Genomic DNA, 21,502 nt, shown 5'->3' with positions numbered 1-21,502 from the left:
ATGGAGTTTTTAAGAATTGAAAATTTATGCAAGGTCTACGGCAAGGGGGAAAACCAAGTTACCGCCCTTGACCATGTTTCGCTTACAATCGAAAAAGGGGAGTTTACCGCAATCATCGGCTCCTCCGGTTCCGGCAAATCTACATTGCTTCACATCATGGGTGGAGTGGACGTTCCCACAAGCGGAAAGGTGTATTTGGACGGTCAGGATGTATATGCCCAAAGCAATGAAAAACTCGCCATTTTCCGCAGGAGGCAGGTTGGGTTAATTTACCAGTTTCACAACCTCATTCCCACGCTGAATGTGGTGGAAAACATCACCTTGCCTATACTTATGGACAAGCGTAAAGTCAACAAGGAGAGGTTGAATGAATTGCTGGAACTGCTTGGGTTACAACACCGAAAAACCCATTTACCAAATCAGCTTTCGGGCGGTCAGCAACAGCGTGTTTCCATAGGACGTGCTTTGATGAATGCCCCAGCAGTAATGCTTGCCGACGAACCTACGGGCAGTTTGGATAGCCGAAATGGACATGAAATTATCAATTTGCTGAAATTAAGCAATCAAAAATATCGACAGACCCTTATCGTCGTCACCCATGACGAAAATATCGCCCTACAAGCGGACCGTATTATCGGTATATCAGACGGTAAAGTAGTGCGAGATGAAAGGGTGAGACCATGAACATTTTCAACAAAGTTACACTACAAGGCATGAAAAAAAGCCGTACACGAACACTTGTAACGATTATCGGAGTTATCCTGTCTGCTGCCATGATTACGGCAGTGGCTACCTTTGGTACTTCCCTGTTAAATTTTCTGGTAAAGGGTTCTATTGTGAAACACGGCGATTGGCACGTTGAGTTTTTGGATGTTAATTCCCCTTTCGCACAGAAACGAACCCAGGACAAGGACGTTAAAAACACAGCAACATTTGAAAATATCGGCTACGCAAAACTTGAAGGTGGGAAAAGCCCCGAAAAACCTTATCTTTTTATAGCTGGATTTAGCAAGGAAGCCTTTGATACCTTACCCTTAACCCTGGTTTCAGGCAGATTGCCGAAAAACAGTGGGGAGGTTCTTATCCCAGCGCACGTGGCGATAAAGGGCGGCGTTAGATTCAAGGTGGGAGACACGCTTTCGCTTGATGTTGGAAACCGCATGAACGACAACAAGAATCTGGGTCAACACACCCCTTACATTTCCGGGAAAGAAACTCTTGTGCCAAAAGCAGAGAGAACCTACACAGTTGTGGGTATCTGTGAAAGACCTGATTTTGAGGAACGTTCCGCACCGGGATACACCTTGATAACGAAAGCAGATACTCAAGACAAAGCGGACAGCTTCAGCATATTTGTCACACTTAAAAACCCGCGCAAAGTTAAGGCTTACGCAAGCAGCACAGCGGTCAGCCAAGCTTACGTCTTTAACGATAGTGTGCTGCAATTCATGGGCCTTTCCGACAATAAACTGTTCAACGCGCTTCTGTACACGGTTGGCGGCATTTTGCTTGTCATAATAATGATAGGCTCGATTTTTCTGATTTATAATTCATTCAACATATCGCTGAATGAGCGCACACATCAGTTCGGAATTCTCTCGTCAGTGGGTGCCACGGCAAAGCAACTGCGAAATTCGGTGCTGTTTGAGGGACTTTGCATTGGTGCAATGGGCATACCCATTGGCATTATAGTCGGCATAGGCAGTATTGGACTTATAATTCCTATTGTTGCCAGGAAGTTCGGGAACATTATCCCAAGCACCGTACCTTTAACTTTGTCGGTGTCTGTCTCTGCAATTGTTGCAGCAGCAGCGGTGAGTTTGATTACCATTTTGATTTCAGCTTATATCCCGGCCAGGAAAGCCGCAAATACTCCCGTAATGGAGAGTATTCGCCAAACGGGCGAGGTCAAAACCGAATCGAAAGCCGTGAAAACATCAAAACTGGCACAACGTATTTACGGTTTGGAAGGAACTCTTGCGCTAAAGAATTTTAAGAGAAACAAAAAACGCTATCGCAGCATTGTTCTATCTCTTGTTTTAAGTGTGGTGCTGTTTGTATCAGGAAATGCTTTTGGAACAACTCTGAAACGTCTTGCAGAACGATCCATAATGGACTTTGACTATGACATCGTTTTTACCACTCAGGGCATGAACGACAGCGAAATGTTCCCGCTTTACAACAAACTAAAAACCGCAGAGGGAGTTTACAAAAGCTCCTACCAAGCAATTTTCGCATATTCATGTACTGCCAAAGCAAGCGATTTTTCAGACCGTTATCGAAAATCCGCAGGTTATGCTGCACCGGACCAAACGGTTCATCTTCCAATGGACATCCAGTTTATTGAAGACAGCGAATATCTGAGTTTTATCAAAAAATTGGGCTTGTCCCGAGAAGAATATACTGGTAATGATGGTAAAATGATTGCCGTTGCCAAAAAACTGGTTGCGAAGAAAAACGGGCCAAGCGAACTGTTTGATATGTTTGCCAGTCGTTCAATGACTTTCAGTGTGGCTCCTGAAATAAATGACAAGCCTAAGATGGAACAGAGTCAAAGCATAAACATTACCTTTGTGGATACATACCCGGTGGACCCTCTTAAGACAATAAAGCAATCTTCCGATAAGAATGCATACGTTTTTATGGTGGTGGCTCCCTATTCTCTCAAAGAGAAGTTTGAAACACCGGATATCCATACAGATATAGGACTGAGCTTTCTGTCAAAAAAGCCTTCGCAATCGGTGGCTAAAATAGAAACCATGATTCATGACGCAGGAATTACCTCTGCGTATAACCTGCAAAATATGTACACCGTGGTTGAACAATACCGCAGTCTAACATTTGTTATTGATGTTTTTACCTATGTTTTTGTCATCATGATTTCGCTGATTGCGGTTGCCAATGTGTTCAACACCATTTCCACGAATATCATGCTGCGCAAGCGAGAACTTGCCATGCTCCGCTCGGTGGGAATGTCTGAACGTGATTTCCAAAAGATGATGAATTTCGAGTGTGTCTTTTATGGCATGAGGACGTTACTATTCGGGATTCCAATATCTGCAATATGTTCTTGGCTGATTTACAAAGGGTTTGTGTCAGTAGAAAGGATGGATAACTTCCATTTTGTATTCCCTTGGGGCAGTATGGCAATCAGCGTATTCAGCGTACTCTTTATCGTATTCATTACAATGCTGTATGCTACTCGTAAGATAAAAAAAGAAAATATCATTGACGCGCTTAGGGATGACATGACTTAATTCAAAACTAATATTAACTTAATAGAAAAAATCAAAAAACATCTGTATGATTGAGTTTAAGTGATTCCCAATTGTCTTAAGGACGATTGGGACGCAGATGATATTGAGAAGAGGTGGTCTGAATGTCTTTAATGATGCCTGGTTGCATTTTAATGCTCATTTTTGTTATCAGCATGCTATATGAACCAAGAAGTTTCTGGAATGCACTGCTGCTGATGATGGCAATTGGCATTTTTCTTCTTGGATTTGGCTCTGCACCGGGAATCCGAGGAATGATTTTTGGGATTTTAACGATGCTGCTGATACCATTGATTTTTGTTGTTACTACCATCTTCCTCATTGTGAATGGTTTGGAGATGATGAAAAAAGAGGGACGGCGTTTGCAGAATGTTCTATCTTTATTGACGGGAATAGCCATGATACTGGGAAGTATATTAACCATTGCTGGAATGTATTTTTTTCAGGATGCTTCGGTGATGAGGACGTTATTCTCACTGGTGTTGATTTTGGAGTTTTATATTACCTTTACGTTTTCTGCACTGTTGATCTATTCGTTGATTTATACCTGCTTACCGAAAAGACTGAATTGTGCTTATATTATCGTCCATGGATGTGGTCTGATAGGCGGAGAAAGGGTATCTCCGCTGCTGAAAGGCAGAGTTGACAAAGCCGTCCATATTTACCATAAATGCAGTCAACATCCGAAGATTGTGGTATCAGGTGGTAAGGGCGATGATGAGAAGATATCGGAAGCAGCAGCAATGAAAAATTATCTTGTAAAAACCGGATTCCCAGAAGAGGATATCATTCTTGAGGAACAGTCTAAGACTACCTTTGAAAATCTCAAAAATGTCAGAGATATGCTGGATGTGAATGGTGTGAAACACCGCTATATATTTGTGACGAATAATTATCATGTTTTCCGAACAAGTCTCTATGCAAAAAAGCTGAAGATAAAGGCAAGCGGTGTTGGATGTGGAACAGCAGCTTATTACTGGCCAAGCGCCTTTATCCGTGAATATATAGCCATTATGTTCAGATATAAATGGATATTTGTGGCGATTATACTGTTGTGGGGGATAACAGTTGCCAAAATTTATTCTTGATGATAATTGAACAATAGACGTAACTATTCAGTCACCCCTGTAAAACCTTCAAAATACAGAATCCATTCTACACAAGTAATATAAATTACAAATGAATGCTACCCTGCGGTAATAAAAAACCTCAGTTGTGGCAGATGATGTTTTGCAGTCACAATGTGGCTATGCGGCGGTTTTGAAATAACAATCAAAACCGCTGTTGTTCTTTCCTTTCCTAAAGTGACGAATCTCTCACCGTAAAGTCACAGAAATGTAAGTTGAAGGCTTTATTATATAGGTAAACCATGAAAAAGGAGTGTAACAATATTTATGAAAATTAGTATCAAAAACGTGAGTATGACATACAAAACAGGAAAAAAGGCACTAGATAGCATTAATTTAGAAGTTAACAGCCCAAATTTTATAGGACTTTTGGGTCCAAACGGTGCTGGAAAAAGTACCTTTATGAAACTATTGGTATCGAAGATAATACCAACAGCTGGGGAAATAATTGTTGATGGTAAACCAATCCAAAAACATGAAAAAGAACTGAGAAAGCAGTTAGGTTATTTACCCCAAAGCTTTGGTTTATATGATGAATTAACAGTTTATGAGTTTTTGGATTACATGTGTGCATTAAAAGAAATTAAAAAAGATGTGAAAGGTATGATAAGACAAGCTATTGAACAGACTAATTTACAAGAAAAAAGAAACTTCAAAATTAAAACTCTTTCAGGCGGTCAAAGACAGCGTGTTGGTATAGCACAAGTATTACTTGGAAATCCCGAGCTTATCATTTTAGATGAACCTACCGTTGGACTTGACCCAGAAGAAAGAATTAAATTTAGAAATATATTTTCACAGACTGCAAAGGACAAAATAGTATTACTTTCCACTCACATCATCGATGATATACAAGCAATTTGCAATAGAATTATAATCATTAATACCGGTAGGATTCTATTTGACGGAACTTCGCCGGATTTAATAAAAGCTGTACACGGACATGTTGGTTTTATTGAGGAAAAAGATAACGAGTCTTTAGAAAAAAGAATTGGAGATAAGTATATAATAACATCCAAATTGTTTACAGGTAATGGCATCTCTTGCCGTGTTATTGGTAAAGAAATAGAAAGCTCTATTTCACTGATAGAGCCTACCCTCGAAGATGCGTACACATATGTCATACACAATGGGGGTGTTCATTAAATGAGGAATGCATTTTTTGCCTATGAAACAAAGCGGATTTTAAAGTCCAGATTTACTCAAATAATAATCTTGCTTACGTCAGTTTTTCCTTTGATTGCTGCATTACTCTCTCCTTACATTACCGAAAGTATTAGCAAGTTGCTACTTGGAATAAATAGCTCTACTCTTTTATCTCAAACCATACTTTTTCCAGCAAAGGCAGGGGCAGTAGTTTCAACTCTTGCTTTTACTGTACTAACAGTTTTTGAGTTTGACAAAATACTTAGGTTTAGAGTGGATTATATAATTGAACCAATATCAAGTTCTATAAAGATAAATTTAACTAAAATTACAGGCTTAATCTGTGCGGGTTTTATTTCAACAGCGGGTTCAATGATAATTATGATTCCTCACTATATATTTAACATGGGGAGTTTAAGCAATTTTAGTTATTTCTTGCTCAGTTATTCCATAATAATTTTTAGTTCCATTGTGCTAACAATTCTTATGACTGCAGGATTTTATCTTATATTTAGGAACGTTAATATAACCTGTATTATTATGCTTTTAGCAGTGCTTTTTAGTTTTTTAACAGGAAATATTAATTATCAATATATGTGGGTTCAGACAGGTGCTAGTGGATTTTCTGAAAATTTCGGAAGTGGGAATATCCTTTTGGGAATGCTCTGGAATAGATTGTTTGGATTATCGGTAGCTATGTCCATATTTTTATTCGGAATGTTGTGCCATAGATGTTATGAAAAAGGATTAATTAAATCTATCTTTAAAAACTGTAGAAAATATAAGATGCTGCCAATTTGCTTTTTGGTTTCTCTTTTTGGAGCATTTTTTATTTTTCAAAATGAACCAATTTTTAAATCAATTTCCCTTATGGATGTTGTGTCAACGTTGATTAGTGGTAAAAAAGAAACGCCTGTAAACACCAATGTCATAGGAACTTCAAATATACTTGTAGATCTTAAGATAGAAAAAAACAAAAATTGTGCTAGTGGAGCTTATTTTGAGGAACTGCAAAACGGCACTGACAAGCCTCAAAACATATATTTTGAATTAGCAGAGGGTTACCACATTAATGAAATCAAGTTAGACAATGTAGACATAAACTACACGCAGGTTTTGTCCAAGATTTTGAATAACGCAAAACGTGGAAATGTTTTTCAAACAAGCATTCCCAAAAATACTAAAGCTAAACTAAGTATAAGGTATTCAGGTACACCGAAAGCCATAAGTTTAAATAAAGATTTTTCCGAAGGAATTAGCAAAAATTATGTAAGTCTAGGGCACGCCATTGACATTGCTCCAGTTCTTTGTGTTGAACAAAATGATAGGATTATTGAAGGAAAAATAAAAATAGACTCAAAGTTTACAGTCATAACGGAGGGAGATAAAAATCGCAAAATTTCTGAGAAGGATGGTTTTACTACTTGGAGTTTTTCTTGTAATAAACTAAATGATTTATCTTTGAAAGCCGGACCATATGGAATATTTGAAAGAAATGTAAGGGGCACAAATGTGGAGTTTTTCTATCCATTATCTGCGAGAAAAGAATTTGAATCTAGGGGAAGTGACACTTTAGATATATTCTCGTTCTTTTCGGAAAAATTTGGGCCCCTAGGCAGGGATAGTCTTAAAGTAGTTGTAACATCAGGAGTACATGGTGGAGTTGGAATTCAAGCAGGAAATATTTCTTGTATTTCCGAAGATTGTTTAAAGAAAAAATCCAATGTAGATTCATCCCAAGCCTCTTCTTCTGACACTTTTGCTTTGCTGACCCATGAAATTGCCCATCAATGGTGGGGCGGTGGAGTAGATGTATCTAACGAAAAAAGCCCTAATCAAATAGATAAAAATCATGATGAATGGTCAACTGACGCTTTTGCGGATTTTAGCACTTATTTATTCTTGAAAAACAAATTTGGAAAAGATTATGCAGAAAATTTATTGCTGAAAAAATGGAAAGAAGGAGCAAATGAATTAAATCGAAACTTTTATCAAAGAAATCCTGAATACATGAACAAATTATCAATGCTTCCAAAGTATTACGTCTCATTATTTTTACATGCTAATAAAATTTATGCTTTGGCACCACTTGAAGTTTACAATGTTTATAATAACATTGGTGAAGACAATTATTTCAATTCCATGAAAGTCATTTACAAGGAATACTATGGTAAAAAAGATAAAAAACTATCTTTTTCTGAGTTTTTAAATATTACTGGTGCTAAAAGGAGGTAGTCGTCAATGGATATAAAAATTCTTAAATACGAACTGAAAAGAATAATTTTTTCAAAAATATTTGTGATAACTTTCATAATTGCACTCTTTTTCTCAATGATTGACCTCTATACAAAAATAATACAAGGTGTTTCTGGTACATCACCTTTTTCAAAATGGAGTTATTGCAAGTTTTTGTGTGATATAAATACGATTATGTTATTAATTCTTATGCTTACTTGCACAGGTCTTTTTTCTAGAAACGAAGAAAGAGTAAGAGAAATTACTTCATGTACATCTTTACCACAGAAAAAGTATTTGGCTACAAAAAGTTTAGCTCTGTTTATTTCTTACTTAATTATTGCGGTATGTTGTATTTTGATAAGTTTGGCGTTTTACAAGACAACTTTTAGTTTTATAAATTTTCAAAGCTTTTTATTACCAATCTTAATAATATTACTTCCCACTTTTGTGTTTGTTTTTGGAACAAGTATGTTTTTAGGCAGCAAAAGCCAAATTTTGCTTTATGTTTGGATTCCAATTGTTTTGATTTTGTCACTTATAAGTTTTAGTAGCACACCTTTTATTGATATTTTCGCCAAAGGGTATGTGACTTATATGCCTACAGTTCTATCCGTTGATAGTTTCGGTGAACCTGTTTTTAGTTTGTCTTTAGATTTTATAATAAGTAGGCTTATATTTACTCTAGTAGGAATGGTCTTATATGTGGCTTCATTTAAGAAGCTTTCTGAAAAACCTTAAAAAGTTAGTATAAATCTATTAAAGCAAAAGTTAATTTTTGTGCGGTATTAAAATTTGTAAATAGTACTTAGCTCTGCCGCACAGTAGTAACAGTAGTAATTGTAGAATATTGGATACATAACAAAATATGGCAGATCTACTTGGGCAACTTCTACTATTCTTGGCATTATAAAAAACGAGAAATACATAAGTAGATTTCCAAATTAGATAATAAGAAAGCCTTGTATCAAATTGAACAAGGCTTTTTACTAAAGCAGGTTTATAATGAATTAATATGCAATAACAACTTTCTAATAAGTGGACTATTTTGATGATTTTAAATATGATGTTAATTTAAACCAGATAATTAATCTTGACGCTTTATGATATGGGGTTTGTATATTATCGGCAGATTTTCATTTTTAAAAATTAAACCACTGAAGCAACTATGATTGCCAAATTGATCAACTGAATGCCAGCGTTTCATAAGCTCGGTGTTGGTAATATAGGTGTAGTTGCCCAGTGTGAAAGGATCCATAAATATAATCCTGTCATCATCATAACCACAAGCGATTACATAATGATTATCTTTCCAGTCAAAATTATAGTCAATATTGTCATCTTTCCAAGCCTGAATTGTAAGAATAGGTGTAATCATGTTGTCAATATAAGATTTAACAATATTAATGTTCATATCTATATTAAAAGAGGCTTGAAAGCCAAGCTTTTGCATAAAGTTAATGATATTATGATAATCAGTACCAAATATTGGCTTTTGCTGTAATAGCTCTATCAGTATATCCTGTCGGTATACGATGCCGTAACTTGCAAGTATTGATTGTACACAAGCTACGCCGCAAGTGTATACGGTTTCCTGATAACATAGTGGTACAGGAATAAGATGATTGCAGGAATTAATATGAGTTTCGGAATTGTCAATGTTCTCAATTTTAGCTAGCATTATTTATCACTCCTTACCAGAAGTTAGAGAAAACTCTCTATAATGATAATATATGATATAATGTCGAATAATGTGCGTTAATATTTGTTTAGTATTATATACATGTTAATAACCATAATGAACATGGGGATGATAATAATTATTACATTATTAGCCCATACAGGCTTTATTCTTAAAGATGTGGTAGAGCCGATAACCTTGAATGAAAATTCTTGGTTATCAGCTCTTTTCAGCAATGGCATTATTTCTTTTTCTATCTGCTTACCTTACATCAATTGTAAGTGTTTTTAGATTTCTACATTTGATATAATTTAAATAAATCAATGATCAATTCTGGGATTTTTCAGCAAAACTGTAAAAGGAGAGTTATATTGTGATTAGTCAAAGGAAATTATTAGAAGTCCAAGGCTTACAAAAAAACTATGGAAAGAATAATAACATAACAAAAGCTATACAAGGGATTAGTTTTGATGTTTTTCCAGGAGAATTCTTAGGAATAATGGGGCCAAGTGGATCTGGAAAAACTACATTATTAAACTGTATTGCAACAATAATAAAACCAACATCTGGGCGTATACTTTTAAATGGTAAAAACATAAGTGCTTTTGGTAGTAAAGATTTAGCTGAATATCGTGGTAGTCGAATTGGATATTTGTTTCAAGACTTTGAATTACTGGACAACTTAACTGGACAAGAAAATATATTATTACCATTATCTATTCATGGAGTAGATTTTGCAAAAGCACAAGTTAAATTAGATGAGTTAGCAAGTTTCTTAGAAATTACAGATATTCTAAATAAATTCCCATCTCAGATGTCTGGAGGACAGAAGCAAAGGGTAGCTGCTGCACGCAGTTTGATTTCTGATCCAGATATTGTTCTTGCGGATGAACCTACAGGAGCATTGGATACACGCTCTGCAAGGATTTTAATGAATAAGTTGGAAGGTATTAACAGAAGTAGCGAAAGAACTATATTGATGGTTACCCATGACCCTAATGCAGCAAGCTTTTGCTCAAGAATCCTTTTTATTCAAGATGGTGTGATATTTCATGAACTGCGCTGCAAACAAGATGAGTCTCGCCAGGAGTTTTATGAAAGAATTTTAAAGTTATTATCTCAGTTTGGGGGAGGAAACGCAAATGTTCTATAGGCTGATTTATCGTAATGCTAATCGAAGTCGTAAGGAGAATTTAATTTACTTTGCAACACTTGTAGCAGCAGTGGCTTCGTTTTATATAATTCTCTCCCTTGGAAGACAGGATGTTATTTTATTTTTAAAGGAGTTTGAAAGTGATGCAATCGATAAATTTTTAGCTAGGATGCCAGTTGTTTATATATTTGCATTATTTTTATTATTTTTCTTAATTTTATTTGCTAATAGGTACCAATTAAATCGGAGAAGCAAAGAGTTTGGACTTTATCTTATGTTAGGAATGCGCAAAGAACGTCTTGTTTTTCAACTTTTAGCAGAGGCATTAATTACTTCTATTTTAGCACTTATTGGAGGCATTTTAATAGGAGGATTTTTAGCAGAAATAATTAGCTTAACAGTTTCTAAATTGGTTGGGCAGGGAATTGTGGGTCATCAACTAACCTTGTCGGTAGATGCGATTTTTTTTACAATAATCGGTTTTTTATTCATTCAGTTTATAGCATTAATTATTCTTGGTGGAGGATTATTTAATCAGGACTTATATCAATTACTTTATGAGCAAATGGATAAAAAACAAGATATGGGGCAGTTAAAAGGCAATACACTTAATATTTTAATAGGTTCTATATTACTAGGTATTGCCTATTGGATTGTTTTATATCATTTTATGGACTTTGCAGGAATTGTTCCGTTTGTAGCAATAGCTCTGGGAAGTTTAGGAACTATATTTTTTATGAATGGATTTGGAAAATTACTAAGTTTATTAGCAGGATTGTCTCAGCGTAAATCTACTAAAAGGTTGCACACATTTACATTAAGGCAGTTTCAAGAGAACATAGCTAATAGATCTACCTCTGTTGCGGTAACATCTATTTTAATCACATTATCTATTATTTTGATAGCAAATGGTGCCTCAACTATTTTGAACTCAGGAAGTAGGTTATATAATAGAAAAAATTCCTCGTTATATGATTTTACTGTTAATGGAGATAATCCAAAAGTTAAGGATTATCTTACTTCAAAAAAAATTGCACCATATGTAGAGGATTTAAATCTATTGAAGCTTGGAAAAATGAAACATCAAGGTGTTCATAGAGAAGATGGGATGGTGTTGTCATTAGTTGATTGGTCCAAATTAAGAGAGCAAATTATTATGGCTCTGCCAGCTGATTATAAAGAACAAGTTTTATCTGGAGAAATTCAGTGTTATGATATTGGTGAAGGAAATCCTGAAGCAGTTAATCTGTTTGGCATCCTAGAGACAGGTACAAGAACACCTTATCTCATTCCTGAATCATCTTATAATGGAATTTTAGAAGCTATAGGAGAAAATCCCTTGAACCTACATTCAGATGAAATTGTCTTATACTTTAATCCAGACTTTATGCCTATGGATAATTTAGACAAACTACCTGTACTAGATAACATTTTTGAAAAGGCTGCAAAAGAAGGGCAAAGTTTGATGAGTATTAATAATAAGGAAGTATTTATACGTCCATCAGTTCCCATGAGGGGATTAGTAGCAGACCGTTTAGCAGAAATTTTTTCAGCATTTATAGTTCCTGATCATATGTTTGAACAGTTAATAAATACAGAAACCTATGTGTCATATTGGAATTTTCGAATCCCACAAAAGATGCAAGAACAGAAAGGTTTACTGAAACCAATGATGGAGGCTAGAGATTTATTAAAATTTTCAGGATTTAGGTTTGAAAGTTATTTACAAAACTTTGGACGCCAACTCTTTGGTGTTGTTACTGCAAGTTATACAATTTTATATATGGGATTTTTATTTTTGATTATTGCTTGTACGGTATTATCTTTACAATTTTTGACACAGATGAAACAGACTGGACAACGCTATTTAACACTTTCAATCTTAGGTGCAAAACGTAATCAAATGAAGAAATCTATGTATAAACAAGTGTTGTGGACATTTTTGTTACCTATGTCTCTTGCATTCGTCAGTGGAACTGTTGGAATAAAGGCTATGGCTTCATTTGTTGATATTTACATTGAAAATCAAGCATCGCTTTATCCTATTGCATTTACCTTTGCGTTTATCGTAATAGTAACAGTAGCGATTTATGGAGTAGCAGTTGCCCGTTCAGCAGATCATGAGATTGATAAGTTACGTTGGAAGCCCAATATAGATTAGGCACATTAAAATAGATAACAAGTCAAAGATGCAAAATATCCTAGTATACTGACTTATTTATTTTTTAAATGTGCCTTAAGGGACTATTAAATTTTACATGGAGGGAGGTGCTGAAGTGGCTAGGATTACAATTGTTGAAGATGATTTATTAATGAGAGAAGAATTAATGGATGTATTGCAAAGAGCTGGTTATGAAGTAATAGCAATTGCAGACTTCCATGATATGGTTGATCAAATAGCTACTTTGACACCAGATTTAATATTGTTAGACATTAATTTACCAGAGCAATCAGGATTTGAAGTATGCAAAAATCTAAAATTAAAAGGGATTGGTCCAATATTAATTCTTACATCTAGAGATAAGTTACAAGATGAATTACATGGTCTTAATTTAGGTGCAGACGATTATCTTACGAAACCATGTAATCGAGATAGATTATTAGGGCGTATTCAGAACCTGTTAAGAAGATTTGAAGGACAACCAGAATTGATAGATGTTGGCAGTTTTTTCATAGATCCCAATACTTTTACTTTGTATAAGGGATCTCAATCCTTATTATTATCAACTAATGAAGGAAAAATTTTATTGGCTTTAGTACAGAATAGACCTGAGATTGTATCCAAATCAACACTGAGCGAACTTTTATGGGGAATGGACCAATATATAGACGAAAATGCACTTCAAGTGAATATCACTCGCTTACGAAAAACATTGCGTCAATTAGACTTAGATCATCAAATTGAAACAGTAAGGGGTAAAGGGTATAGGCTTAGGGGGTATATGAAGCCATGAAATGGATAAAGCAAATATATGATTGTCTTTATGCTTATAAACAATGGTTTCTTATGTTGATGGCTACCACTATTCTATTTAGTTTTTTAGCTTGGCTGGCTTATCCAGAAACCTTTAAGGTGTTAGTAGGATTAATGATTGTTTTTACTTTAGCCATGATATCGGTGGCTGTATTTATTATAATTAGAAAGCAAAAAATAATAGAAGAAGCTTTTCAAGATTTCTTATTAGAAGCAAGCGAGACCAATGAAGAAATATTATGCCATGTATCTCCTAAGAATTATTGGTGGTTTATTTATAGGATGGGGAGCCTTATAAGATCATATCAATCTGAACTTAATGATCAAGTCATTGAATTGGGGGATTATGAAAATTATATAGAGGGATGGGTTCATGAAATTAAAAAGCCTCTATCATTAATGACATTAGTATTGGATAATCGTACTGACGAAATGTCTCCCCTTGTTAGAAAGCGTATGCTTCATATTAAAGAGCAAATGATTGGAGACGTAGAGCAAATTTTGTATTTTGCAAGACTTGGGGCTATTCATAAAGATTATATTTTTCATTCTATAAATTTACTAGCATTTTGTAGACAAACAATTGAAGATCATCAAACATTACTAGATGAATCTAGTTTTCAAATACAATTCATAGGTGAAGAAATGGAAGTCTTTTCTGACCGCAAGGGATTAGCTTTTATATTAGGACAAATAATCACTAATAGTACGAAACATATTTCACAGAATCAGGATATTCCAATTTTGAAGTTTGAAACGTTTTATGACAAAGTGAGAGATAAGGCTATCTTAAATATTAGTGATAATGGACCTGGTGTATCTGAAGAAGATTTACCATTTATTTTTGATAAGGGCTTTACTGGAATGAGAGGTACTTATACCAGACAAGCAACAGGTATGGGACTTTTCTTAGTAAGCAAGATGGCTTATGATTTAGCAATTCAGTTAGATGCAAAATCAGAGTTGGGCTCGGGGTTGACTATATCGCTAATATTTCCAAACGTGAAACAATAATCTATCAACTACACATTAATGAGTTAATGCCTAGATAATGATAAAGTAGAAAAGCAGTATCAATGGAAAAAAATGGGGGGCGTAAAAGTGGAAAAACCATATAAAAATTTCTACAAATTATGTTTAGGATGGTTTATTATACTATCCATTTATTTACTGATAGTTTTCATAGTTATCTCAGGTGGCTTCTTGAGAGCAAAGAATGTTTTAGGAATTTTACTACTAGTTTTTCCTTATACAGTTGGTGCACTGTATTATTTATTCTTCTGTAGAGGGAAAAGTAAAACTTTTTATGCATTAGGCTTTTTTGTACCTAGTATTACAGAGAAAATAATAATATATTTACTAAGTGCATATATTTTTGATATTAATCCTCTTTATATTACAAGTGTTATGCAAATAACTACTGATGAAGGATCGCATATGAGGCAAGGTATCAATGGTATTGGAACCTATTACCCTTATGTTTTTTCATTTTTTAGTTGGAGTTATGTGGTTGTAGGAGTGTTGATTCCTATAATTATGACAATATTTATAGTTAGATTACAAAAGAATGTGGATTTATAAATTTCATTTGTTAACTTAAATTTAAATAAAGTAGAAAAAGGAAGCAGCCTATAAGAAAGACTGCTTATTATTATAAAATTTTTATAAATCAATATGTTCTTCAACCAGATTTACATCAAGAATAGGTTCATGAATTTCACATAGCTCTTTCAATTTTGACTGGACTTTAAAACCTTTATACATCCTTGTATCATGAAATTGCAAGAGCTTTTCTTCACCTGATGAAGATGTATAGGTGATCAGAAAAAGTAACTTCTTTGTATGAGAATTATATGTAACATTTGTGATTTGCGAGTACTTCAATGAGACGCTGCCTTTAATACATATTGTTGTCATTTCAATGTGATCATCATATAGTGCGACTTCGATCATTGTTCCTTTAGGGAACATTCCAATATCTTCAAGAGCCTTGAAGTAGTCACTGATTATACTTCCTGGCTTACTTTAAAAAAATCCCACGATATATCCTCCTTTGAAAATCATTCATCCCTTTTTTATATATTTAACAAGAGCTTCTGTTGTTTTTAGTAGCTCATCAATTTCTAAGTACTCTTCAACAGTATGTACATTGTTCATTCCTACTCCAATAATAATTGAGTTAAATCCCTGTTTTGCAAATATATTGCTATCTGATCCTCCTCCAATAACCTTAAGTTCAGAAGGAATATTCAACTCTTCATATACTTCAGCAAACTGTTTTGCAAAAATTAGATTATCATTTGGTTTCAACACTGGATAATCACATTGATAATTTAATTTATAACTACCGCCAAGCTTTGTAACAGATTCATCGCATGCTTTTTTATATAATTCAATAATCTCTAAAATTCTATCTTCAGAATGGCTTCTTATTTCTCCATTAATTGTACATACATCAGGAACTACATTTGATGGAAATTCAGAGTTTATTTTTGAAATATTTGATGTTGTTAAATCATCAATTCTGCCTATGTTCATATGAGATAAAGCATAAGATGCCACAGCTATAGCATTGATGCCCTTTTCAGGCTCTATGCCAGCATGAGCTTTTTTACCTTGGAAACAAATTTCAATATCATATTTACTTGGGGCAGAATGTGCAATAAGCCCAGATTTCCCGGCATTATCAACAACAATCATATTTTTTGCAGGAAACATATCTTTGGGTATTTCTTCCCAATTAAAATGTTTGGCTCCAAGCATACCGATCTCTTCACAAGGTGTTAAAACAACATAAATGTCTTTATGAGGGATGTTTTCTTCTTTTATAGTCCTTATAGTTTCTATAATAGCTGCTATTCCACCTTTGTCATCTCCACCTAAGGTGGTTGTTCCATCTGTTTTGATTATATTACCATCTATTATTGCCTTTGCATTTGAATTAGGTTCTACCACATCCATGTGAGCAGCAAGGGTTACTCCATCACCTTCTATATTACCAGGAAACTTAGCTATTATTGAAGGAGAATCCCCACCATATTCTAGGTACCCTTTATCCAAGTATATTAGTGCACCCATTTCTTTAAATAAATTTACAAGATATTTTGCATATTCTCCTTCTTTTTTTGAAGGTGAGTGAATTTCTAACATTTCTACTAGATTATTTAATAACCTTTGTTTATTCAATATTATACCTCCTAATACTAAATTGTTAGTAACTAATTTGAAGTTATTCATTATCTATTTGTTTACTTAGTTGCCTCTTAGCGAATGAAATTGTAGCAAATACTGAAACTAGAGTAACAATGAATGATGGTTTACCTGGAATAAAGGTAACAATCTTTGTCATTATAAAAGCAATAGCAAGAGCAAATATACCTGATTTTGGAGACTTTAATGCAAATTGGGCAAAAACTCCGCCAAATAATGCAGGAATAATAAGGGATAACACCTTTGTAACAGATGGAGGTAATGTAGCTAGCACAGTTTGTCCAGCAAACACAGATAATAATAAAAATACAATACCAACCCATATAGAAACTCCTATTCCTATAGTTCCCATGATTGCACCTTCATCAGTACCAGATTTATAACCTGATCCTTCTAAAGCAGATACTGCTGCTGGTATTCTCATATTTACTAAATTTCCTGATAGGAACCCCATATATAATCCAGCTCTACCAACGATAGGAAAATAACTAATAGGTTCACTAAAATAAAAAGCTCCGGAAACTGACATCTGAGAAACTGCCCCAGCTAAGATTGCACCAAGTCCAGGGTTAAATCCAAATACTAGAGTCATAATTAGTGGAGGAAGCAAACTTACAACCACTCCAAGAATCATAGTAAATCTACCGATTTTTGTAATATCTTTAATATATTTATCATAAACATTCATTTATAGTAGTCCTCCTTTATTTTAAAATGCTACAGTTCCAATAATTGCTCCTCCAAACATTGCAATTGTTAGAGCCCAATCCTTTAACCAGGTAAATTTTTTATCTCCTAACTTCAAACATATTATCATAATAATCAGACCTGAAATTGCAGAAAGTGTTACATCAGGATTTGTTTTAACTTTTAGATAATTACCAACGTTAAAGTATGCAAAAGATCCAAGCATAGCACCTATACTAACTGCTGGTAATAATGCTTTTCTTCCACTTGTTAATAAGTTATTTACTTTGTCCATTTTATGTGCAAATAAAAATACGAATATTATCCATCCAAGGGAACCTAATGCCATTGTCCATAGGGCATTTGTAAATACTACAGGAGTCATATTAGTAGAAAGTTCTGACCCTAAAGCTTGAGCTCCAAAGTTGGCAGCCATAGCTTCAAAGTTAGAACCGCCAATTACGCTTAATCTGAATGCAGACACAGGGGAACCCATAGTCACTAATAAAGCTAACAGACTTCCAACAACACCTAATGCTGGACCAATGCTACCAATAGCACTTGTTTTAATACCTTTCTTCATTCTAGAATAATCCATTCCCATATCTAAACCTGCTTTAATTGATTTTTTAAGTATTAATGCAGATTGAATTAATACAACAGATATACCTAGTATACATACAATCCACATAATAGGATGATTTGCATAATATAAATGATTTGTTTCGTTCATTGTTTACCTCCATCTTTCTATTTTAAATTTCTTAATTTAGTAAGTTAAGTTGTTTGTTTGGAAAACGCAAATGTTTTTCTGTAGCAACAAATATTTCGAATTGTACTATATTTTTTAAAAAATGTCAACATTTATGAAAAAATATGTAGAATAAAGGGATAAGTTAACATAAATTACAATTTATATTTAACTGTTTAATTAATATATTGATACTATACATGTATTGTTAATGTAGGAAACTTTTGTATGAATTAATAAAACTAACCTTCATCTAACCATTACTCCTGTATACTTTAGTTACGGTGAACAACACCAAATAAAATTTATGGGAGGTTTTCATAATGAAAATTAAAAAAATTGCAATGGGGCTTTTGGCAGCAGGTATGTTAGCATCAGTACCTACAACAACTTTTGCAGCAACTAAGGAGAAGGGAAATTGTCTTGATAATTTATCTGCAAATGTTAAAACATATGATGTAGGAGAAATACTACAAAAACCAGCTAATGCGATTGAGATGAACAAGAAAGTTGTAAAAATTGAAAAAGTATCTGGAGGCATTAAAATACATGTTGATGATCAAATACCTCAAAAGATAGAAAATGCAGTTGCTATTAATAAGAAGGCTATAAGGATTGAAAAGTCATCAGAAGGCATTAAGATATATACTGATGTACAAAAATAATTGATTAGAAGGTTTTAAAATAAAGCAATTAATAATATAATGAACATATTAAGCTGCGCCTAACAGGTGTGGCTTATGTGTTTTCGGAGGTGAGTATTTGAAAATTTTATTGGTAGAAGACGAAGAGAAGCTTTCGTCAATTTTACAAAAAGGATTAAAGAAGCAAGGGTTTGTAGTTGATGCAGCTTTTGATGGGGAAGAAGCATTGTACAACCTAGAGGTAAATAGATATGATATTATTGTACTTGATCTTAATCTTCCTAAGATCAGTGGATTTGAAGTACTTAAAGCTATAAGAAAAGATGATAAGCTAATAAAGGTACTTATATTATCTGCTAAAAACAATGTTGAGGATAAGGTTATGGGACTTGATTTGGGTGCAAATGATTACTTAGAAAAGCCATTTGAATTTTTAGAGTTATCTGCAAGAATAAGAAATCTTCTAAGATGGGATTTTACAATATCAGATGAAATTATAATTTATAAAGATTTAACAATAAATATAGTAGATAAAACAGTTGAAAAAGATGATATGTACATTTCATTAACTAATAAAGAGTTTGGGATACTTGAATATCTTGCGCTAAATAAGAATAGATATGTTTCAGCTGAAGAAATTATAGAGCATGTTTGGGATAGTGAGGCTGATCTGTTTTCAAATTCATGTAAGTATCATATTTCTATGATTAAAAGAAAGCTTGAAACAAAAGATGTGATAGTAAATACAAGGGGAAAAGGATATAAATTTGGTGGTAGATTATGAAATCTTTGAAAGTTAAAATAACCCTTTTAATTTCTTCTATACTTATAGTTACTATGGGATTATTGACGGGATATAGTATTTTAAATAGTAACAATCAATTTGTTAACCCTTTGATTATAGAGCTTTCAAAAGAGCCTAAGGAACCGTTAAAACGAGAAATTATCAGTAATGATAATAAGAACACTGTATTTAAAAACAATGGAGATTGCGATAAAATTTTCATAACTTATAATGTTAGAGCTGCTCAAAGGTCTTTTGGTTATAAGCAGATTTTTGTAATGGTGCTAATGGTCTTGGGTGGTATAGTTTTCACGTATATTATAATTTCAAAAACATTGAAACCACTATCTGTACTTGATAAAACTGCTGTAGAAATAGATGTCAATAGCCTTGAGACACAAATTGAACTGCCCAAATATCAAGATGAGGTGTATTCTCTGACAAATTCATTTAATACAATGCTTTCAAGGCTTAAAATTGCATTTCAAATACAGAAAAATTTTGCGCAAAATGCGGCACATGAGCTTAAAACGCCTCTTGCAGTTATTAAATCATCTATACAGGTTTTAGAATTGGATGATAATCCAACAGTAGAAGATTATAAGGAAAACTTGACAACTGTTAAGCAAAGCACAGATGATCTTATTCAAATAGTAGGTCAATTGTTAGAGGTTACTAACAATGTTGCACCACAAAAACAGGAGATTGATATTGGTGAAGTCATTTTCCAATGTCTAAGTGACTATGAATCCGAGATAGAAAAAAAATCAATTTCTATACTTATGGATGTTAAGAATATAAAAATTTACTCAAATTTTTCCCTATTTAAAAGTATTATTTCAAATATATTATCAAATGCCATAAAGTATAATAGAATAAACGGCTCTATAAGTGTTTGTGTTTATAAAGAAGGAAGAAATGTAGTAATTGTTATCACAGATACAGGAATAGGAATTCCATCTGATAGTTTAATCCATATTTTTGAGACTTTCTACAGGGTAGACCATTCACGCTCTAAAAATACAGTAGGAAATGGATTAGGATTGTCTATTGTAAAGACAGCATGTGAAAAACTTCAAGGGGATATACATATAAATAGTGAAGTTAATAAAGGAACAGTGGTAACAATAGGATTTCCAATGAATAGGGAATTAATAGTGTAGTAATGAAGAGTGCTTATATTAAAAGAGCACTTTTTTAATTATATAGAGATATTTAATTGTTTTTATTTACCGTTTACTCTGAAAAATGTGATTTTAATGAAATACTTGTCCTAGTGTATCATTAGAAGATATTATGAGAAAAAATGAGCAAAATAGATTATATCTAATATAAATTTGTTAAAATAGAGATATAAATCAAAATTCGTTATAAGTACCGTGGTATCATATATCTCGTTCCCGAAAAACACATGCATCAACAAATTGATTGATGAAAAATAAATTTTTAAAATGTGTTGACAAAGGGAAACAGAGATGATATTATGAATAAGCTGTCTAGTACGGCAATGGTCTTTGAAAATTAAACAGAGAAGAGAAACCAGTCAATTCAAACAGGAAACTGTTTAAAATAGCGATGAGCTAAAAAGATTAAACTTTTAAATTGAGAGTTTGATCCTGGCTCAGGACGAACGCTGGCGGCGTGCCTAACACATGCAAGTCGAGCGATGAAGTTTCTTGGGGGATGGATTAGCGGCGGACGGGTGAGTAACACGTGGGCAACCTGCCTCAAAGTGGGGGATAGCCCTCCGAAAGGAGGATTAATACCGCATAATGTTAAGTTTTTGCATAAAGACTTAACCAAAGGAGTAATCCGCTTTGAGATGGGCCCGCGGT

The 21,502-nt window shown here is 33.8% G+C and carries 18 protein-coding genes and 1 rRNA gene; 15 read left to right on the top strand and 4 right to left on the bottom strand.

Translation table 11 applies throughout. The annotated features are described in order from the left end of the window. The 6 genes from T514_RS0119635 (at position 1) to T514_RS0119610 (ending at position 8,524) form a co-directional block, all read left to right on the top strand. Positions 1 to 684, top strand: a complete 684-nt coding sequence (locus tag T514_RS0119635; protein ID WP_027626308.1) for an ABC transporter ATP-binding protein — start codon at positions 1 to 3, stop codon at positions 682 to 684. After that, positions 681 to 3,257, top strand: coding sequence for an ABC transporter permease (locus T514_RS0119630; RefSeq protein WP_027626307.1), 2,577 nt, complete (start codon positions 681 to 683; stop codon positions 3,255 to 3,257). Before T514_RS0119635 ends, T514_RS0119630 begins: the two co-directional genes overlap by 4 nt. Before the next feature lie 122 nt (positions 3,258 to 3,379). Beyond that, on the top strand, positions 3,380 to 4,363 hold the full coding sequence (locus tag T514_RS0119625) for a YdcF family protein (protein ID WP_027626306.1): 984 nt from the start codon (positions 3,380 to 3,382) through the stop codon (positions 4,361 to 4,363). 306 nt (positions 4,364 to 4,669) lie between these two features. Continuing rightward, complete coding sequence (locus tag T514_RS0119620) at positions 4,670 to 5,548, top strand: ABC transporter ATP-binding protein (RefSeq protein ID WP_027626305.1); 879 nt, start codon at positions 4,670 to 4,672, stop codon at positions 5,546 to 5,548. Next, positions 5,549 to 7,783 (top strand): gluzincin family metallopeptidase, encoded by a 2,235-nt coding sequence (locus T514_RS0119615; RefSeq protein ID WP_027626304.1) that lies wholly within the window; start codon positions 5,549 to 5,551, stop codon positions 7,781 to 7,783. It abuts the gene before it with no gap. A 6-nt stretch (positions 7,784 to 7,789) separates the two neighbouring features. Continuing rightward, positions 7,790 to 8,524, top strand: a complete 735-nt coding sequence (locus T514_RS0119610; protein ID WP_027626303.1) for a hypothetical protein — start codon at positions 7,790 to 7,792, stop codon at positions 8,522 to 8,524. 346 nt (positions 8,525 to 8,870) lie between these two features. On the opposite strand, the gene T514_RS0119605 is transcribed toward T514_RS0119610, so the two are convergent. Continuing rightward, positions 8,871 to 9,464, bottom strand: a complete 594-nt coding sequence (locus T514_RS0119605; RefSeq protein ID WP_027626302.1) for a cysteine peptidase family C39 domain-containing protein — start codon at positions 9,462 to 9,464, stop codon at positions 8,871 to 8,873. A gap of 376 nt (positions 9,465 to 9,840) precedes the next feature. On the opposite strand from T514_RS0119605, the gene T514_RS0119600 reads away from it, so the two are divergent. The 5 genes from T514_RS0119600 to T514_RS25070 all read left to right on the top strand — a co-directional run bounded on the left by T514_RS0119600 (position 9,841) and on the right by T514_RS25070 (position 15,172). Then, positions 9,841 to 10,617: an ABC transporter ATP-binding protein gene (locus tag T514_RS0119600; protein ID WP_479723130.1), complete on the top strand. Its 777-nt coding sequence runs from the start codon at positions 9,841 to 9,843 to the stop codon at positions 10,615 to 10,617. Then, positions 10,607 to 12,778, top strand: coding sequence for an ABC transporter permease (locus tag T514_RS0119595; RefSeq protein ID WP_027626300.1), 2,172 nt, complete (start codon positions 10,607 to 10,609; stop codon positions 12,776 to 12,778). The genes T514_RS0119600 and T514_RS0119595 overlap by 11 nt, the downstream gene beginning before the upstream one ends. Before the next feature lie 115 nt (positions 12,779 to 12,893). Then, positions 12,894 to 13,571 carry a response regulator transcription factor gene (locus tag T514_RS0119590; RefSeq protein WP_027626299.1) on the top strand — a complete coding sequence of 226 codons (678 nt, stop codon included), beginning with the start codon at positions 12,894 to 12,896 and terminating at the stop codon, positions 13,569 to 13,571. Further along, positions 13,568 to 14,605, top strand: a complete 1,038-nt coding sequence (locus T514_RS0119585; protein WP_027626298.1) for a sensor histidine kinase — start codon at positions 13,568 to 13,570, stop codon at positions 14,603 to 14,605. Before T514_RS0119590 ends, T514_RS0119585 begins: the two co-directional genes overlap by 4 nt. An 87-nt stretch (positions 14,606 to 14,692) precedes the next feature. Continuing rightward, positions 14,693 to 15,172 (top strand): hypothetical protein, encoded by a 480-nt coding sequence (locus T514_RS25070; protein ID WP_051542192.1) that lies wholly within the window; start codon positions 14,693 to 14,695, stop codon positions 15,170 to 15,172. 483 nt (positions 15,173 to 15,655) lie between these two features. Here the strand turns inward: T514_RS25070 and T514_RS0119570 are convergent, their stop codons facing one another. The 3 genes from T514_RS0119570 to T514_RS0119560 are packed head-to-tail and all read right to left on the bottom strand — an operon-like array spanning position 15,656 to position 18,221. Further along, positions 15,656 to 16,777 carry a M20/M25/M40 family metallo-hydrolase gene (locus tag T514_RS0119570; protein ID WP_034869741.1) on the bottom strand — a complete coding sequence of 374 codons (1,122 nt, stop codon included), beginning with the start codon at positions 16,775 to 16,777 and terminating at the stop codon, positions 15,656 to 15,658. A 43-nt stretch (positions 16,778 to 16,820) separates the two neighbouring features. After that, complete coding sequence (locus T514_RS0119565) at positions 16,821 to 17,489, bottom strand: hypothetical protein (RefSeq protein WP_027626295.1); 669 nt, start codon at positions 17,487 to 17,489, stop codon at positions 16,821 to 16,823. A 21-nt stretch (positions 17,490 to 17,510) separates the two neighbouring features. Beyond that, complete coding sequence (locus T514_RS0119560) at positions 17,511 to 18,221, bottom strand: DUF5058 family protein (protein WP_027626294.1); 711 nt, start codon at positions 18,219 to 18,221, stop codon at positions 17,511 to 17,513. Positions 18,222 to 18,562: 341 nt separating this feature from the next. Here T514_RS0119560 and T514_RS0119555 point away from each other — a divergent pair, with 341 nt between their 5' ends. The 4 genes from T514_RS0119555 to T514_RS0119540 form a co-directional block, all read left to right on the top strand. Beyond that, positions 18,563 to 18,904, top strand: coding sequence for a hypothetical protein (locus T514_RS0119555; protein WP_027626293.1), 342 nt, complete (start codon positions 18,563 to 18,565; stop codon positions 18,902 to 18,904). Positions 18,905 to 19,001: 97 nt separating this feature from the next. Beyond that, positions 19,002 to 19,667, top strand: coding sequence for a response regulator transcription factor (locus T514_RS0119550; protein WP_027626292.1), 666 nt, complete (start codon positions 19,002 to 19,004; stop codon positions 19,665 to 19,667). Then, on the top strand, positions 19,664 to 20,830 hold the full coding sequence (locus tag T514_RS0119545; RefSeq protein ID WP_027626291.1) for a sensor histidine kinase: 1,167 nt from the start codon (positions 19,664 to 19,666) through the stop codon (positions 20,828 to 20,830). Before T514_RS0119550 ends, T514_RS0119545 begins: the two co-directional genes overlap by 4 nt. Before the next feature lie 435 nt (positions 20,831 to 21,265). After that, a 16S ribosomal RNA gene (locus T514_RS0119540) occupies positions 21,266 to 21,502 on the top strand; the annotation flags it as partial.

Origin of the sequence: Clostridium lundense DSM 17049, assembly GCF_000619945.1 — a bacterium.
Classification (GTDB): domain Bacteria; phylum Bacillota; class Clostridia; order Clostridiales; family Clostridiaceae; genus Clostridium_AO; species Clostridium_AO lundense.
This window is presented reverse-complemented; position numbering and strand designations above follow the sequence as displayed.